This is a genomic window from Bombella favorum (assembly GCF_014048475.1).
Taxonomy (GTDB): Bacteria; Pseudomonadota; Alphaproteobacteria; order Acetobacterales; family Acetobacteraceae; genus Bombella; species Bombella favorum.
The window spans coordinates 371865-388954 of record NZ_NWUS01000002.1; the positions used below are offsets into that span (position 1 = coordinate 371865).

Consider the following 17090-nt stretch of genomic DNA (forward strand, 5'->3'; position numbering starts at 1 on the left):
GTCACTCCTTAGTTACAGGGCTAAACTAGGGCCGTAGTCAGCCTCTGGGGGTCAGTAAAAATCATCCTCATCAGGATAATCAGCATCCAACGGGGCAAATTCCAAATAAGCGGGAACATCCTCGCCCAGCGGGACGACGGTTTCCGGCGGGAGGCCGTAATCATCCAGTGTATGATCCCTCACCTCACCAATCTGCGCCTTTGGGAAATGCCGCATGATGGCTTGAACGAGAGGATGCTGCTTGGCCTTATCCTTATATAAGGCAACAACCTCCGCCCCTTGCTCATCCAACGTGGGTTCCCCCTGCTCATCGGAGGCAATAACCTGCCAGCAACCGGGATACAGCCCATCCAGCAGGTCTGTAAGAGACCGGAAGGTCTGCCGCTTCTGCTCCTCATCCGCCTCGGCAATCCGCAGTACAAGCCTCGGTGGGGCAAACTCCACGAGGTGCCCCAAATGCCGCAAGGTCCCATGCAGGCGGGCCGCTTTCTGCTGCCGCACGAGAGCAACCAGCTCCCGCCAGCTACGAGGGATAGGCGGGATCGTATCATTCTGCTCGTCAGACTTCTGCGCAACAGGCGTCCCATTCTCTGTAGCCAGACGAAGAGGGCTAGGCGGAGGGGTTTCCTGAACCGGCTCCGGCTGGGATTTCAGAACCGTGCTACCTTGCCTGACCGGCCCACTCCCCTGTGGGGACACCGAAGCTGATGGCCCAGCCCCCGGGCCAGTACCGCCGGAAGGGGCCGATACGGTTCGGGACGATACAGAAGCCGTCTTTTCTGAGCCTCCCACTATAGGTGCCTGTGAAGACGGACCTCCAAGAGCTGGGCCGCCCCCGGTAGTAGAGATATCCCCACCAGATGGAGCCTCTTGAAGTTGGCGAATCAACTTATCTGGCGTCGGCAACATACTGGCATGACAAAGACGGATCAGCACCATCTCAGCAGCTTGACGCCTGTCTGGGGCCATTTCCACCTCGGCCACCCCTTTCAGAAGCAGCTGCCATGCCCGCCCCAGAACCGTAACACCAACATGGTCTACAATCGCCCCGCCACGGACACGCTCCATTTCTGGCAGCTCCCCCCCGTCCCGCAACTCAGGCAAAGCCTTAATGCGGGAGAGGAGATGAAGCACGTCCATCAGGTCCATCAGCAGCTCGCCTAGGTCCGCACCACGAGCATAAGCCTGCCCGGCTATCTTCAACACATCAGCAACCTGCCCATGGAGGGCCGCCTCCAACAAGTCGAACACCATGCCACGATCCGCCAGCCCTAGCATGTCTGCTACGCTGGCCGTATCGGAAGCACCTTGTGCAATAGCTTGATCCAGCAGAGACAATCCATCACGCACGGACCCATCCGCCGCCCGAGCGATAAGAGCCAGTGCCCCCTCTTCCAGCTCGGCCCCTTCTTTACGGGCAATACGGGCAAAATGCTCGGCCAGCATAGTCTGCGGCACACGCCGGAGGTCGAAACGCTGGCAGCGGGACAGCACCGTGACAGGGACCTTCCGCAGTTCAGTCGTGGCAAAGATAAAAGTGACCTGTGCAGGTGGCTCTTCCAGAGTTTTCAGCAACGCATTGAAGGCATTGCGGGACAGCATATGCACTTCGTCAATCACGAAGACTTTCATGCGGGCCTGCATAGGCCGGAAACGGGATGCCTCGATGATCTCCCGGACGTCATCCACACCAGTACGGGAGGCGGCATCCATCTCCAGCACGTCGGGATGGCGGTCTGCCAGAATCGCCGTACAGTTAGGGCAGACGCCGCATGGATCGGCTGTTGGGCCCCCTTTGCCATCAACCCCGGTACAATTCAGAGCTCGGGCAATAATGCGAGCTGTGGTGGTCTTTCCTACACCCCGTACACCTGTCAGCATAAAGGCATGAGCCACACGCCCCACAGCAAAGGCACGGCGAAGGATACGGACCAGCCCTTCTTGCCCGATCAGATCATCAAATGTTCGAGGACGATATTTACGAGCAAGAACGCAGTAAGGTGTTCCACTCTTTGAAGGCTCTACCTCTGCCGGGGGTTCGTCAGAGAAAAAACCGGCTCCGCCTTCAGGAGGGAGGGGAATATCTTCTTCACTCACGGCTGCAACGTGCCTCCCACAGCTTTCATTGTCTGGAAAGGACGCCCCGGAGGCCCGGTGGCCTGCTTTGCTGCTCCCTGCGTCCAGAGGCCTGCATGGCAATCAGAGGAGAGAGACCGGACACCCGACCCGATACGATCTTACTACGGCTGCTCCCTTCCGGGCCTGACCGGGTTTGCAAGTCAACCGCCCAGGGCCGATCTCCCAAGCGGGCTTCTAGCACAGGAACAGGGGGGGCAGGCAAGGATTACTTTCACCAATACCCCATATCCCCCCTCAGGGGGCAACCGCTCCCCCACCAGGATGGCGCGGGTCTGCCACACCATAGAACGGCCCTATCGTTTTCGAAGGGGCCGCCTTGCCATCCAGCCGAGGGCCGCCCACCAGAATGGCTTCCGTAATCCCCCAAGGACGATGGGCAACAAAGTGGTAGCCCTCTTGTTCCAACGTCTTCTGCACGTCTGGACTCAGGGCCCCTGTTTCCATCTCCACATCATCGGGCTTCCACTGCTCATGCAGGCGAGGCAGGTCAACGGCCTGTGCCAGATCAAGCCCATAATCCACAACGCCGAGCAAGCTGGACAGCACAATGGTGGGGATGCGGGAGCCTCCAGGGCTGCCCGTGACCATCACGACACGCCCATCCCGGCTAATGATGGTTGGTGCCATGGAAGAAAGTGGCGTCTTACCCGGCGCAATGGCATTCGCCACGGAACCAACAATGCCGAACATATTTGGCTCCCCCGGCTTGACGGAAAAATCATCCATCTCATCATTCATCCAGATGCCGGTTCGCCCCCCCATGACACCTGCACCAAACCAGCCATTCAGCGTATAAGTTGTAGAAACGGCCATGCCACGAGAATCAATCGTGGAGAAATGGGTCGTTTCATGCTTCTCCATGGCCGGTTCAGCAGCTGGTTGCACCATGCCGGGAGCAGGGCGACCAACCTGCAGCTCATCAGAGGACACAGCCCTATTGCTGGGCAATGCGGCCCGTATTTGCGCCGCATAGGCTGGATTGAGCAAACAAGAGACCGGATTGACCACAAAGGCCGGGTCTCCTAGGTCCCGCCTATCAGAATAAGCGTGGCGCATCGCCTCCAGCTCCAACCGGACAGCAGGCGCACTATGCAAGCCAAGGCGACCCATATCATAGCCGGAGAGGATATTGAGGACCTCACACACAGCCACACCACCACCACTTGGCGGCGGGGCCGTTTCAACCTGATAGCCACGATATTGGCAAGTGATCGGCTTCATGAACCGGGGCCTATAGGTGTGGAAATCCGCTTCTGTTAGGAAGCCCCCCCCTAGACGCGCGGCACGGAGGATTTCTGCGGTGATAGGACCACGATAAAAAGCATCCTCACCATTCTTGGCGATCAGCTCCAGCGACTGGGCCAAACCAGGCTGAACCAGCCGATCCCCTATCGTGAGTTCACTACCATCAGGCCGCAGAAAGATGCCACGGGCATACTCATCCTGCTGAAAATAACTGGTCGATGTATGCAGCAGCTCTACATCACCCTCTTCCAGCACAAAACCATCCCGTGCCAAGGCGATGGCCGGGGCCATATCCTTCGCTCGGCTTAACCGCCCCCAGCGTTTACGGACAGCTTCCAGCCCGGCGACCGTCCCCGGTACGGCCACGGCTTTCCAGCCCACTGTGGAAAGGCCCGGTTTTACATGGCCGGTTTCATCCAGATACATCGTGGGCAAGGACCGCAGAGGAGCATGTTCCCGGAAGTCTATGAACACGGCTGGCCCGTGTGGTGGCCGTAGGGTCATGAACCCACCACCACCAAGATTCCCCGCTGCTGGATAAACCACGGCCAAGGCATAGCCCACGGCTACAGCAGCATCGGCCGCATTACCCCCTTCCCGCAGGATACGGGCACCAGCCTCGGAAGCCAGATGCTGGGCGGAGACGACCATGCCCCTCTCCCCCTTCACCAGCGTGCCGGGGCGGGTAGTATCCGGCCCGAAGGCCAGAGGGTCATGCGCTGCACTTAATGGTTCGGCATGAGAGAGGGAAACGCTACCAAGCAGCATCCCTCCCAGCACTAGCCGAACAGTCAGTTGACGCAGTGCCATCATGGGCGCCTTTCCTTTCCGCAGACTGGTTTCAGAGAGAGTAAGGAGGCTTCGTATAACCACGGGGGGACAGGGTGAAGATTTCGTACCCATCTTCCGTCACACCCAATTGATGCTCGAACTGGGCAGACAGGGAGCGATCCCGTGTTACGGCGGTCCAATCATCGGCCAGCACCTTCACATCCGGGCGACCAAGATTAAGCATTGGCTCGATGGTGAAAACCATGCCTGCCTTCAGCACAGTACCCTGCCCGGGGCGGCCATAGTGTAGAACACTCGGTGCCTCATGGAAGTTGCGGCCGATACCATGCCCGCAGAAGTCCCGCACCACACCAAGGCGATTCTTCTCGGCAAAACTCTGAATGGCATGACCAATATCGCCCAGCGTAGCACCGGGGCGGACCTGCTCGATCCCTAACATAAGGGCCTGGTAGGTCAGGTCGATCAACTTCTCGGCTTTGCGGGGGGCTTTGCCCACCACATACATACGAGATGTATCGCCGTACCAACCATTCAGAATGGACGTGACATCAATGTTAAGGATGTCACCTTCCTGCAGGCGGCGGTCACCGGGAATACCGTGGCAGACAACATGGTTGAGGGAAATGCAGCAGGATTTCGGGAACCCATGATAGTTGAGAGGTGCCGGTGTCGCACCGTGCTCCAATGTGTAGTCATGGACGATCCTATCCAGCTCGCCCGTTGTAATGCCGGGGCGGACATGCTCGGTGATCATATCCAGAGTGGCAGCAGCAAGCTGCCCGGCTGCCTTGAGATGTTTAAAATCGTCCGCTGTATAATGCTGGATGCTGCGCCCGTCTCGAGAAGACATGAAGTACCGTAATCCCTGTTCTTGTCTATAATAGTGCTATCGGCTCGGCCATAATGCCAGAACTACCTGCAGAATGCGCCCTGCCCTGTTCCAGCGCAAGACCCCGCAGACACAGACGGGATATCAGGCCCATCCTATACCGGGAATAACGGCCAAACAAAAAAGGCCCTTCCCGCATCATGCACGGAAGGGCCTTGGGTCATGCCATTAGGAACGATGATGCCCCCGGCGGGATGCCCAAGAATGATGCAACCCACGCGGCGCACCACGTGAGCGATAAGAGACCAGCATAACCCCCCGGCGCAGATGGGACCGATGCAGCCCACCCCCACCACGGCGGGCCATAGCGTAATAACGGCCCGACCTCTTGATCAACGGTAACGGGTCCTGCCCGGAGGCAGAAAAGCCTCCATCCAGCAGGGAGATCATCGTCTGGTTCCGGCTCTCATTACTCGAAGCACCCAGCACGACACCGATCAGCCGCACCTGCCCCTGCTGTGCCGAACTAACGAGATTATGGCCAGCCAGATCGGTATAACCGGTCTTGAAACCGTCAGCCCCCTGATACACTCCGAGGAGCGGATCATGATTGGGGATCATATGGCGGCGGAACGGGAACTCCCGCACACCGAAATAATGATAATATTGTGGGAAATCCCGCATCAGTGCCCGCGCCAATACGGAAAGATCCCGGGCTGTGGTGACCTGATCGGGGTCTGGCAGACCCGAGGCATTGCGGAATGTCGTATGCGCCATGCCAAGCCGCCGTGCCTGCTCGGTCATCAGTGCGGCAAAGCGGGCCTCATCCCCACCACCCAAATACTCACCTAGCACGCAAGCAGCATCGTTGGCGGACTTGGTTACAAGGGCCAGAATGGCTTGTTCCACTGCCAAATGCGTCCCCGGGCGCAGGCCCAGTTTAGACGGTGCCTGTGTGGAGGCGTGAATGGAAACCGGCATACTGTCCCGAAGAGTGAGGTTGCCACGTTCCAACGCTTGGAACGTCATATACAACGTCATCATCTTCGTAAGGGATGCAGGGTAACGCTGAAGGTCGGCGTCCGATTCGGACAGTACAGCACCTGTCCGGGCATCAATGACCAAAGACGAGACATGACCAGCAAATTGCGCCCGTGCCGTACCAGAGAAAGCAGCCAAAGCGACCACACACGAAAACAGGGCACGACTGAAAAACGGGCGCATCAGATGGAAATATCCTTAGGTTGGCAGGAATCCACAAAAAATCAGAAAGCGCATGACCTTAATATTCTGTCCCCAGCCCTGTCCAGAATTTTCCATCTTCTGCACCTGATATCGTACCCACCTATTTAAGAGTGAGGAAAGATTTCCATCACAAAGCTGTTACGAATCAGGCTGACAAAACAAGATACAACCAGCAGAAAAACGCCATATCCATCTGAAACCATACTTAAACTGAGACAGCCGCTCAGTATCGTCGCCATATGATTCCTACATTTTCCTGCTAGACTAAGGGCTGTATCTGCAAATAAATCAGGAGAGTTTCCCTATGCAGCGTAGGCCATATACCATGGCACATGGGCGCCCCATGGCCTCCAGTATGGGCGATACCCATATCGCCCTCCCTCCCCATGCTGCACGGGAAGATACTCTGACCTCCCAAAAGACAGAGTTCGCCTATCCTTCCATGTACAGGGTCGTCCTCCTCAACGATGATTACACCCCCATGGATTTCGTAGTCTTCGTGCTGGAACAGTTTTTTGATAAATCCCCGGCCGAAGCACAAGCCATTATGCTGGAGGTCCATAACCGGGGCAGCGGCGTTTGTGGGGTCTTTACCTACGAAATTGCCGAAACCAAGGTTGGCCAGGTGATGGACCTCGCCCAGAAGAACCAACACCCCCTCCAATGCACCCTTGAGAAAGCCTGAAGCCATCGCCACTTAATATGGATTGACAGATTTCTGTGCTGCCATTTCATCATTCTGACATTCCTTCATGGCACAAGGAGCGCCTATGTTGTCTTCCACACTTGAACAGACGCTTCAGCGTGCGCTCATTCTGGCAGGTCAGAATCATCATGAATTCATTACGCTAGAACATCTCCTCTTCGCCCTGTGCGATGACCGGGATGCTATGGCGGTCTTTGCAGCCTGCCGGACCGACCTTGAGCTGCTCCGGCAAGATGTCGACCATTTCCTTTCTCATGAGCAACAGGCCATCATCCGCCCCGAGCTTGATGATGCCCCCCAGCCAACGGCAGCCTTCCAGAGGGTGATCCAGCGGGCGGCTGTTCACATCCAAAGTGCCGGGCAAGCCGTCATGACCGGGGCGCATGTTCTGATCTCCATGTTCGCCGAGAAGGAAAGTCACGCTGTTTTCTTCCTCCATCAACGAGGCCTCACACGGCTAAACGCCATTCATGCCATGCAGCATGATGACGTAGCCACCAGCCCACACCAGGCGGATTCTACCGGACGCAAAGCCAGAACCACCCGCAAGGAGGGCAATGACACCAACGAGACCGCCGAGGCTGATACAAAAGACGCCCTACAGACCTACTGCACGGACCTCAACGAGCGGGCCCGTCATGACAAAATCGACCCGCTCATCGGCCGAGAGAAGGAGGTGGAACGTGTTGTCCAAATCCTATGCCGCCGGACCAAGAATAACCCCCTGTTGGTCGGTGATCCCGGTGTAGGTAAGACGGCCATTGCAGAAGGGCTGGCCCAAAGAATTGTGAAAGGCAGAGTCCCCGCCGTGCTCGCCAATGCCCAGCTCTACAGTCTGGACCTTGGGGCCCTGCTGGCTGGAACACGCTATCGTGGCGACTTTGAGGAACGGCTCAAAGCCATCATGAGCGAGCTAGAGCAAAATCCCGGCAGCCTGCTCTTCATTGATGAGATACACATGCTCATCGGCGCAGGAGCCACGACCAATGGGTCCATGGATGCCTCCAATCTTCTCAAGCCCGCTCTCGCTGCTGGGAAGCTGCATTGCATTGGTTCCACCACGTATCAGGAATACCGGCGGCATTTTGAGAAGGATCACGCCCTGACCCGGCGTTTCCAGAAGATTGATGTCACTGAACCATCACCAGCCGATGCGATCCGTATTCTGCGAGGCCTGAAGGAGCGTTACGAGGAACACCACAATATCCGCTTCACCGATCCGGCTATCCGCAGTGCTGTGGAGCTTTCCGTCCGTTACATTCACGATCGCAAGCTGCCTGATAAGGCCATTGATGTCATTGATGAAGCCGGAGCAGCCTGCCGCCTTCTGCCCAACAACCGCAAGAGACGCACAGTCGGCACTCGGGATATCGAGGCCACAATATCCCGCATTGCCCATATCCCTCCCCGGCATCTCTCCACGGATGACCGAACCTCCATACGCCACCTGCCGACAGACCTTCGCAAAGCTGTTTTCGGTCAGGATGCAGCACTGGATGCACTCTCTTCGGCTGTCATGCTGTCCCGGGCTGGGCTGCGGGATGTGGAAAAAACTATCGGTAGCTATCTCTTCTCCGGCCCTACAGGGGTTGGCAAGACAGAAGCAGCCCGGCAGTTGGCCCAGTCACTGGGCATCAAGCTAATCCGTTTTGACATGTCGGAATATATGGAAGCTCATTCCATCTCCCGGCTAATCGGTACACCACCGGGTTACGTAGGGTTTGAACAAGGTGGCCTGCTGACCAGCGCCATAGACCAGACACCCCATGCCGTCCTACTACTGGATGAGATTGAGAAAGCCCATCCAGACCTTTTCAACATCCTGCTTCAGGTCATGGATCATGGCAAGCTGACGGACAATACCGGCAAAACGGTGGATTTCCGCAATGTCATTCTCATCATGACCAGTAATGCCGGGGCCAGTGACCTCTCCAAGGAGGCCATCGGCTTCGCCCGTTCAGCACGGTCCGGCGATGATGAAGAAGCGATCAAACGGCTCTTCTCACCAGAATTCCGCAATCGGCTGGATGCCATCATTCCCTTTGCCCCGCTAACGCCAGCGGTCGTTACTCATGTTGTGGAAAAGTTCCTGACCCAACTCACCACCATGCTGGCAGCAAAGAATGTCTCCCTGCATCTCACAACCTCCGCTAAGGCGTGGTTGGCTGAGCGAGGCTATGACAAATCCAGCGGTGCCCGCCCACTAGGACGCCTGATTGAAAATCACATCAAGAAACCGCTGGCTGAGGAAATCCTCTTCGGCAAGCTGATGGAGGGCGGGACGGTCAAAATCGGCGCACGTGATGGGCAGCTGACCTTCGCCATCTCTGCCCCTACGGAAGTCCCCTCTCCCAAAAAGGGGCGTAAAAAGGCTGGAACACTGGCCCCGGCTTAATGCCGGGGCACAGCCATCTTATTCGTAACGCTGGCCATTCACGCTAACGTACCCAGCCCACGGCCAACGGCGGCTTGTGCCGTGATGGGTCCAATCTAGCCCCTGCCGACTGGGGCCATCATAATAATACCGCCCCTGTACTTCGACCTGATCCCCAACCTTCACCCACGGCCATGATGGTGCTTTCATCTCATCAAGGTTGGATACCACACGAATGGGCTGGCCTCCGGCAACGGACATCAGAAAATAGCCATGCATACCGCTCCGGCTACGGCGGGCCCGATAGACTTTCACCACATTCCCGCAAACATGTTCCGGCAAGTCCAGATGCTGGCCGTAAGGCACCTGTTTATGGGCAAACTGCTGGGCGTACCCTGCCTGATCCTTCACAAACTGCGCATTATCACACTGGGCTGGCATTGTTGCCTCTGCCGCTGCTGAATGGCTCAATGCTACAGTACCGAGCAGGGCCGCAAGAAGGCCTGCTCTCAGCATGGTCGGATGAAAAAACCGCATATCATCTCTCTTTCCTCCCCCTTCCCCCACGGGCGAGGCAGGAGTATCCTTGAGGGGTTTCATCATTACTGGGATACACAACCAGACATGATTTCCATCCATTACCGGATGTCCCCCTAACGGCTCAACCATATTCATGGCCGGGCACTCCATCACCACCTTATGGCAGGGAGGAAAAGACCATGCCCCTACATCACCTGAAAACACTCCGTGACCGGCTGAAGACAACACGGGGCAAAACCAGAGAAACACCCGTTACCTTCGCAGACAGCCAGCCGGTTTTCGAGATCGTGGCCCTTGGCGTACGAAGCGGTGTAGCCGATGGCAATCTTTCCTCCTATCTGGTCCGTCCTCTAGGCACGAATGAGGCTGTCATCTGTGACGCAGGAACCCTAGGACATGGGCTGAAACGCGCCGAGGCCCGAGGCGTTCTAGATGATATTCCCATCATGCCGGATTCCACACTTAGCCGGGCTGGCCATGTGCTCAAGCAAACTGTCCGGGCTTATCTCATCAGCCATGCCCATCTCGACCACGTGGCTGGGCTGGTTCTTTCCTCTCCCGAAGATACGCCCAAACCCATCTATGCTTTGCCAGAAACGAACGCCCTTCTAGCTGAACATCTTTTCAATGGCCGTATCTGGGGTGCCATGGGGGATAAAGGACCAGAACCCCGCATCGGAAAATACAGCTATAAAGATATGGAAGCCGGGAAAAGCCAGAACATTGAAGGCAGCGGGCTGGAAATCACGGCTTGGCCTCTCAGCCATGCCAGCACGACTTCCACGGCCTTCCTCATTCAACACCATGGACGGGCCATTCTCTATCTGGGTGATACGCAAGCAGATCAACCAGATGGCCCACAGAACCTCCAAAAACTTTGGAAGGCTATTGCGCCTCTGCTGCGAGAGAAAAAGCTGCACACCATCATCATGGGCGTAACCTATCCGGATGCACAGCCAGAAAACGCCCTCTGTGGCCAGCTTCGCCCTAAAGACCTGCTACAAACTCTGCGGGACCTGGGACATATTTGCGGCGGGCGTCACCATATCCGGGGGCTGCGTGTTCTTGTTAGCCATGTAAAAGAAACATTCCATGAAGGCAGCAACCCAGTGCAGCATCTTTATCGGGAACTGCAAGACGGCAATGATATTGGTATCCATTTCATGATGGCAGAGCAGAGCGCACGCTATCTTGTCTGACGGGTACAACGACAACAACATGATGAAACGGCGGACCTTCCTCACCGGCCTCGGTTTGGGAGGTCTCGCTTTTTCCGGTCCATCTCTCGCAAGAGGAGATGGACATCATCCTGCACGGACTAAACAACGGCATCTGCCTCATGGTCATGAGCACGCACCTGCTGCCCCGCCATCCGATGCGCCCGCTCTCAGTACGCTCTCAGACACAACACGTCAGCAGATTACCCAACTTGTCAGCATAGCTCCTCATAAATCACGGCAAGAGCGCATCATGCTGATCTCACAATTCATGAAGGGCACGCCCTATCTGGCGCAGCCACTTATTGGCTCAGCGAGTACAGCCGAAGAGCTTATTCTTTCATGGCGGGGTGTAAATTGCATGACCTTCGTGGAAATCATTCTAGCCGCTAGCCAAAGCTTTAATGTGGAGCAATTCATACACGCACTAATTGCCACACGATACAGCCATCATCATGTCAGCTTTACAGAACGACGACATTTTCTGAGTGACTGGTTACATGGCTCACCCGTTCTTTGTCGTGATCTGAGCCCGAAATTTTCGTATGCACAGCGGGTTGAGAAAACACTGAACCTGAAACTCTCTTCTTCCAACAATCCAGATAACGGGCATGAAAAGACCCAAGACCGTTATGTGCCGGGTATTCCACTGAAGAAACGCCTCATCACCTACCTGCCAACACGACCATTGCTTGATGATTTACAAACCGGTGGTGTTCGCAAGATTGTAAAAACGGGCGATGTTATCGGTATTTATAGCCCATTGGCAGGGTTAGATGTCTTCCATATCGGGCTAGCAATTTGGCACGGTAGAACCCTGCTCTTCCGCAACGCCTCTTCCCTTCCCGAACATCGCTATGTCGTGGACACCCCCCTTGACCACTACTTACAAGAACGCCGAGGGGCCATCATATATCGCCCCCGCTAGATACCAGCAGGAAACAATACAGTCATAATATATTGATAAATACAATTAATAAGGGAATCTCTCCCCCTCGTAAACGAGAGGGAGGTAATCCTTCGCATGGAAAACCATGTTACCGTGGTTTCCCAACCGATTTGCCTAGACTCAATACTAAAAATAATACTTAAATAATGTCAATAGATATGAAGGAAAACATTTTATGATACCTATCTCCGAATCCCTCCTATTCGGTCTTGATGTTGGAATCAGCTCATGTGGCTGGGCCGTACTCAAGCACTCAGACACAACAGGACACATAGAAGCCCTTGGAAGCTGGTGCTTTGATGCCCCCGAAACAAAGACAGAACGCACACCCACCAATCAGATCAGACGCTCCAGCCGCCTTCTCCGCCGTGTCGTCCGCCGTCGCCGCAACCGGATGACTGAGATACGCCGTCTCTTTGCTCGGCATGGCCTGATCGATAATGACCGACCAGATGCTCTCCACCAACCTGCCATTGACCCATGGGAAATGAGGGGGCAGGGCCTTGATCGCCAACTGACTCCCGAAGAATTTGCCGTGGCTTTGGCTCATATTGCCAAACATCGAGGCTTCAAATCCTCTGCGAAGCGTGTCAAAAGCAATGCCTCGCCTGACGACAGTAAAATGTTGGCCGCGCTTGCAAAAACCAAAGAGCTATCAGCCCAATATCGCACAGTCGGCGAAATGTTCGCCCGTGATTCCGCCTATGTACAGCGGCGGCGCAACCGGGATGGTCTCTTTGACCGTACAATAAGCCGGGATGACCTCATCGATGAGGCAAAAATCCTCTTCAATAGGCAACGTAAGCTAGGCAACCCCGTTGCCAGTACCGAAATTGAGGAAGCTTTTACCCGCATCGCCTTTTGGCAGAACCCCATGCAGGACAGCGGCGTACTGGTAGCCTCCTGCCCTTTCGAGCCGAAAGAAAAACGTTCATCCCGGTTCTCACCGTCCTTCGAGCGGTTTCGTCTTCTCTGCCGCCTTATCAATCTCCGTGTTACCGATGGCCCAGAAGAACGCCCTCTGACAGAAGAAGAGCTACGCCTTGCCTACGAGCACGCAGGTAAAACACGCAAACTGACAGCCGCCGCCATCCGTAAGCTCATCGGTCTACGGGATGATCAACACTTCACCACCATACCACCAGAGCAAGAAAAACAAGACATCACAAGCCGGACGGGAGAGACGTTTGCAGGCACGGCAACGTTCCGTTCCGTACTGGGAGAATCGTTATGGCGGCAGTTACTGCCACATCCTGAATGGCTTGATAACGCTGCATGGATCATCAGTTTCCATGAACTAACGGAAACTATCATAAAGAAACTGGGCGAAATCGGCCTTCCTGTCGAAGCCTACGAACTCATCTGCCATGCTCTGAAAAGTGACAAAAGTCCATTTGCAAAATTCAAAGGGGCCTCCTCCCTCTCCGACAAAGCAGTACGGGCTCTTATCCCCTACCTTCAGCAGGGTCTAACGTACGACAAAGCCTGCCAGAAGGCGGGATATGATCACGCTGCATCCCGATTCAGCGGCCGTGCAACAATCGATACAAAAGCCAAATTTAACGCTCTCATGGCTGAGGTCCGGGACAGTATTGCCAACCCCATCGCCAGAAAAGCCTTGAGTGAAGGGATGAAACAGCTCTGGGCCATGCGAAACCGCTGGGGTCTACCGGGGGCCATCTGTATTGAACTTGCTCGTGATGTAGGTAACAGCCTTGAAAAACGTAAGGAAATTGAGCGTAACCTCAAAACCACGGCCAAACAGCGTGCCAGAGAGCGTGAAGAAGCCTGTGAACTACTGAACTTGAAGGAGGTTTCTTCAGATATCCTCCTACAGTACCGCCTCTGGAAAGAACAGGGAGGCCACTGCTGTTATTCGGGCAAGTCCATTACACCGGACATGCTCATGGCACAGGATAATCGGATTCAAATTGATCATATCCTGCCTTGGTCTCGTTTTGGGGATGACAGTTACAGCAATAAAGGGCTTTGCCTCGCAAAAGAAAATCAAGCAAAAAAAAACCAGACACCCTATGAGTGGATTCATGGCCAGGGAACCACGGCCCAGAAGGAACAATGGGACAAATTTGTCGCCGATGTGGAAAGCCGTAAAAACACCAAGGGCCTGAAAAAGCGCAATTTCCTTCTTAAAGGCAGCAAAGAGATAGAGAAACGTTTCCGTAGCCGCAATCTCAATGATACACGCTATGCGGCCCGCCTAATGGTCGAGGCGGCACGCCTGCTATATCCCGCCGGACAGCGCGGCGAAAAAGGGGGAACAAGGCGGGTATTCACCCGTCCTGGGGCTCTAACAGCTGCTCTCCGTCATGCTTGGGGTGTTGAATCCCTCAAAAAGATCGATGGGGAACGCCTCCATGATAACCGTCATCATGCACTGGATGCCGCCATTGTGGCTGCTGTCAGCGAAGCGGAAATCCAGAAACTCACGAAGTCTTTTCAGGAATGTGAGCAGAAAGGCCTATCCCGCCCCATGCGGGATGTTGCCCCACCATGGGACGGATTCCGGGATCAGTTAAAAGAAAAATACGAGACCATTTTCGTCGCCCGTCCCGAACGCCAGCGGGCCCGTGGGCAAGGCCACGAAGCCACGATCCAACAGGTCCGGGAAGAAGAAACAGGCCCGGTCATCTATGAACGCAAAGCCGTCAGCGCCCTAACCTTAGCTGATCTTGCCAAAATCAAAGACCCAGACCGCAATGCCGGTCTTATCGCCTCCCTCCGCCAGTGGATTGAAGCTGGGAAGCCAGCAGACAAGCCACCAAGAACCCCGTGCCACCAGAGCGCAGCAGGCCATGAAATACGCAAAGTACGCCTTGCTACCAAAACTAAACCAGCTGTTCCTGTCCGGGGGGGCATGGCGAACAGAGGTGACATGACACGGGTTGATATCTTCAAAGTCATCGGGAAAAAGGGGAAGCCAGAATGGTACATGATCCCCATATATCCCCACCAGATCATGAATCGTTCCCAATGGCCAGCTCCCCCTAATAAAGCTGTCGTCGCGGGTAAGTCCGAAGCAGACTGGCCTATCATGGGGGCGGAAGCTCTGTTCCAGTTTAGTCTCTATCCCCGCAGTTATGTGCGTCTTTTTAACAAGGGTACTGTCAAAGAAGGCTATTTCTGCGGCTGTAACCGGTCCACAGCTTCTATTACTCTGGCCGATTCAACCGGTGCTGCACCGTTACAACAAGGCATCGGTATAAAAACTCAGGAGCATATCCAAAAATTTTCCGTTAATCGCTTCGGCGAATTGTCACCCGTTAAACAGGAGACACGAACATGGCATGGCGTTGCGTGCACATCTCCCGACCAACACGATTGAAGCTAAAAGACGGACAAATGCTTATTGTGCAGGATGATGACACCATCACCCTGCCATTAGAGGACATAGCCTGCTGCGTACTCGACACGCCACAGATCACTCTTTCTGGTGCCCTGCTTTCCACGCTTGCCGTGCAGGGCATCATCTTGATCGTACCGGATGCCAGACACCACCCAGCCGGACTTCTCCTCCCCTTCCACCAGCACTATGCACAAGCAGACATCATACAGTTTCAGATATCCGCTTCTTTGCCACTCCGTAAACGACTTTGGCAGCTGCTCGTCACTGCGAAGATCAACAATCAAGCGGCCGTTCTGAACATGCAAAGGCATGGTGAGGCCAAAAGGTTGCAAAACATGATAGACCTCGTGACCTCAGGCGATAAGGCTAACATCGAGGCACAAGCCGCCCGCTTTTACTGGTCCCGGCTTTTTCTCAACTTCACTCGCGCCAACGAAGCTGATAAGCGCAATGGCCTTTTAAATTATGGCTATGCCATCCTTCGTGCAGCCTTGGCACGTGCCTGCGTTGCTGCAGGACTTATCCCTTCACTAGGAGTGCATCATGCATCTCGCACCAACGCTTTCAATCTTGTTGATGATCTCATAGAACCTTTCCGCCCCTTCGTGGACCAGATGGTAGCCCAATACCATCCGGAACCAGCCACTGCTTCAGCCAGTCTTGAGGACCGCCAGTTCATGGTTGGCATCCTGTCACAATCTGTTCTGATAGGCCAAGAAACCATGACCATTCTTGCAGCGACTGAAATTGTTGCCTCTAACCTGGTTAAAGCCCTTGAACATAACAGTGCTGCCTTACTGCGCCTGCCTGTCTGCATCGCTGGGGGTAGCTCATGAAAGCAGAGGAGACCCGATTCTTGTGGCTAATAATCTTTTTCGACCTCCCCGTCCGCACCAAAATTCAAAGACGGCAGGCAGCGCAGTTTCGTAATTTCCTACGTGATGATGGATTCATCATGCTACAATATTCCGTCTATGTTCGTGTCGGACGGGGACAAGACAGTCTCGATAAACATTTACGCCGGGTTCGGACCGCCCTCCCTAAAGAAGGAAGCGTCCGAGCTTTGCAAGTAACGGACAAACAGTATGGAAGGATGGAGATTATGCTCGGCCTTGCCAAAAAAACCGAAGGAATAGGCACGAAACAGATGGTGTTGCTATGATTTTCGATTGTAAAAACAATGAAAAATCATGCAACATCAATCTGTTTCGCAAGAGCTAGCCTACCATAGGCAAATCGGTAGGGAAACCACGGCTCCCTAAAAGAAGAGCTTTTTTCTTATTAAAGCCTACCATAGGCAAATCGGTAGGGAAACCACGGCTGGTTCGGCTCGATGGGCCGGAAAATCTGAAGCCTACCATAGGCAAATCGGTAGGGAAACCACGGCTTCCACCGTCTGGCATACGCCCTGCACAAACAAATCAAGCCTACCATAGGCAAATCGGTAGGGAAACCACGGCCTCGGGAACAGCACACCCTCATATTGGCAAAGCCTACCATAGGCAAATCCCTAGCCATCCAGGCGATATTAATCCAAGCGATTTGGATTGATGTGTTTTTTTTGGGGTGTATATTTGGATGCGGGGGTAGGATTTGAACCTACGACCTTCAGGTTATGAGCCTGACGAGCTACCGGGCTGCTCCACCCCGCGGTAGTGGGTGGTATATATAGAGAGAGGGTGAGCGAGGG

Annotated in this window: 12 protein-coding genes, 1 tRNA gene and 1 other RNA gene; 7 read left to right on the plus strand and 7 right to left on the minus strand. The window is 54.8% G+C overall.

What is annotated here, in order from left to right; genetic code table 11:
• Nucleotides 1-51 precede the first annotated feature (51 nt).
• The 5 genes from CPA57_RS06915 to CPA57_RS06935 form a co-directional block, all read right to left on the minus strand.
• Nucleotides 52-2097, minus strand: a complete 2046-nt coding sequence (locus CPA57_RS06915; RefSeq protein ID WP_182082070.1) for a DNA polymerase III subunit gamma/tau — start codon at nucleotides 2095-2097, stop codon at nucleotides 52-54.
• 108 nt (nucleotides 2098-2205) lie between these two features.
• Nucleotides 2206-2302, minus strand: an RNA gene (gene ffs / locus CPA57_RS06920) — signal recognition particle sRNA small type.
• A gap of 71 nt (nucleotides 2303-2373) precedes the next feature.
• The gene (gene ggt / locus CPA57_RS06925; protein ID WP_229709328.1) at nucleotides 2374-4152 is read right to left on the minus strand and encodes a gamma-glutamyltransferase; all 1779 of its coding nucleotides are present in this window, start codon (nucleotides 4150-4152) and stop codon (nucleotides 2374-2376) included.
• 73 nt (nucleotides 4153-4225) lie between these two features.
• Complete coding sequence (map, locus tag CPA57_RS06930) at nucleotides 4226-5026, minus strand: type I methionyl aminopeptidase (protein WP_182082072.1); 801 nt, start codon at nucleotides 5024-5026, stop codon at nucleotides 4226-4228.
• Between the two features lie 207 nt (nucleotides 5027-5233).
• Nucleotides 5234-6229, minus strand: coding sequence for a D-alanyl-D-alanine carboxypeptidase family protein (locus CPA57_RS06935; protein WP_182082073.1), 996 nt, complete (start codon nucleotides 6227-6229; stop codon nucleotides 5234-5236).
• Nucleotides 6230-6554: 325 nt separating this feature from the next.
• Between CPA57_RS06935 and clpS the strand changes: the two genes are divergently transcribed.
• Nucleotides 6555-6935, plus strand: coding sequence for an ATP-dependent Clp protease adapter ClpS (gene clpS, locus CPA57_RS06940; protein ID WP_229709316.1), 381 nt, complete (start codon nucleotides 6555-6557; stop codon nucleotides 6933-6935).
• Nucleotides 6936-7020: 85 nt separating this feature from the next.
• Nucleotides 7021-9351, plus strand: a complete 2331-nt coding sequence (gene clpA / locus CPA57_RS06945) for an ATP-dependent Clp protease ATP-binding subunit ClpA (RefSeq protein ID WP_182082074.1) — start codon at nucleotides 7021-7023, stop codon at nucleotides 9349-9351.
• Nucleotides 9352-9369: 18 nt separating this feature from the next.
• Here clpA and CPA57_RS06950 read toward each other — a convergent pair whose 3' ends face one another.
• Complete coding sequence (locus CPA57_RS06950; RefSeq protein ID WP_182082075.1) at nucleotides 9370-9867, minus strand: DUF3465 domain-containing protein; 498 nt, start codon at nucleotides 9865-9867, stop codon at nucleotides 9370-9372.
• 182 nt (nucleotides 9868-10049) lie between these two features.
• On the opposite strand from CPA57_RS06950, the gene CPA57_RS06955 reads away from it, so the two are divergent.
• From CPA57_RS06955 to cas2, 5 genes are all read left to right on the plus strand, one after another.
• Nucleotides 10050-11069, plus strand: a complete 1020-nt coding sequence (locus tag CPA57_RS06955) for an MBL fold metallo-hydrolase (RefSeq protein WP_182082076.1) — start codon at nucleotides 10050-10052, stop codon at nucleotides 11067-11069.
• Nucleotides 11062-12015 carry an N-acetylmuramoyl-L-alanine amidase-like domain-containing protein gene (locus CPA57_RS06960; protein ID WP_182082077.1) on the plus strand — a complete coding sequence of 318 codons (954 nt, stop codon included), beginning with the start codon at nucleotides 11062-11064 and terminating at the stop codon, nucleotides 12013-12015. Before CPA57_RS06955 ends, CPA57_RS06960 begins: the two co-directional genes overlap by 8 nt.
• A gap of 196 nt (nucleotides 12016-12211) precedes the next feature.
• Nucleotides 12212-15379 (plus strand): type II CRISPR RNA-guided endonuclease Cas9, encoded by a 3168-nt coding sequence (gene cas9 / locus CPA57_RS06965; protein ID WP_182082078.1) that lies wholly within the window; start codon nucleotides 12212-12214, stop codon nucleotides 15377-15379.
• Nucleotides 15337-16236 carry a type II CRISPR-associated endonuclease Cas1 gene (gene cas1, locus CPA57_RS06970; RefSeq protein WP_182082079.1) on the plus strand — a complete coding sequence of 300 codons (900 nt, stop codon included), beginning with the start codon at nucleotides 15337-15339 and terminating at the stop codon, nucleotides 16234-16236. Before cas9 ends, cas1 begins: the two co-directional genes overlap by 43 nt.
• Nucleotides 16237-16256: 20 nt before the next feature.
• A complete protein-coding gene (gene cas2 / locus CPA57_RS06975) occupies nucleotides 16257-16562 on the plus strand; it encodes a CRISPR-associated endonuclease Cas2 (protein WP_229709317.1) in 306 nt (101 codons plus the stop codon).
• Between the two features lie 413 nt (nucleotides 16563-16975).
• Here the strand turns inward: cas2 and CPA57_RS06980 are convergent.
• Nucleotides 16976-17052, minus strand: a tRNA-Met gene (locus CPA57_RS06980).
• Nucleotides 17053-17090 lie beyond the last annotated feature (38 nt).

Bases quoted from the DNA above. Each gene is read 5' to 3' on its own strand.
- ggt (WP_229709328.1), bottom strand. From the start codon at position 4,152: ATGCTGCTTGGTAGCGTTTCCCTCTCTCATGCCGAACCATTAAGTGCA.
- map (WP_182082072.1), bottom strand. From the start codon at position 5,026: ATGTCTTCTCGAGACGGGCGCAGCATCCAGCATTATACAGCGGACGAT.
- CPA57_RS06935 (WP_182082073.1), bottom strand. From the start codon at position 6,229: ATGCGCCCGTTTTTCAGTCGTGCCCTGTTTTCGTGTGTGGTCGCTTTG.
- clpS (WP_229709316.1), top strand. From the start codon at position 6,555: ATGCAGCGTAGGCCATATACCATGGCACATGGGCGCCCCATGGCCTCC.
- clpA (WP_182082074.1), top strand. From the start codon at position 7,021: ATGTTGTCTTCCACACTTGAACAGACGCTTCAGCGTGCGCTCATTCTG.
- CPA57_RS06950 (WP_182082075.1), bottom strand. From the start codon at position 9,867: ATGCGGTTTTTTCATCCGACCATGCTGAGAGCAGGCCTTCTTGCGGCC.
- CPA57_RS06955 (WP_182082076.1), top strand. From the start codon at position 10,050: ATGCCCCTACATCACCTGAAAACACTCCGTGACCGGCTGAAGACAACA.
- cas9 (WP_182082078.1), top strand. From the start codon at position 12,212: ATGATACCTATCTCCGAATCCCTCCTATTCGGTCTTGATGTTGGAATC.
- cas1 (WP_182082079.1), top strand. From the start codon at position 15,337: ATGGCATGGCGTTGCGTGCACATCTCCCGACCAACACGATTGAAGCTA.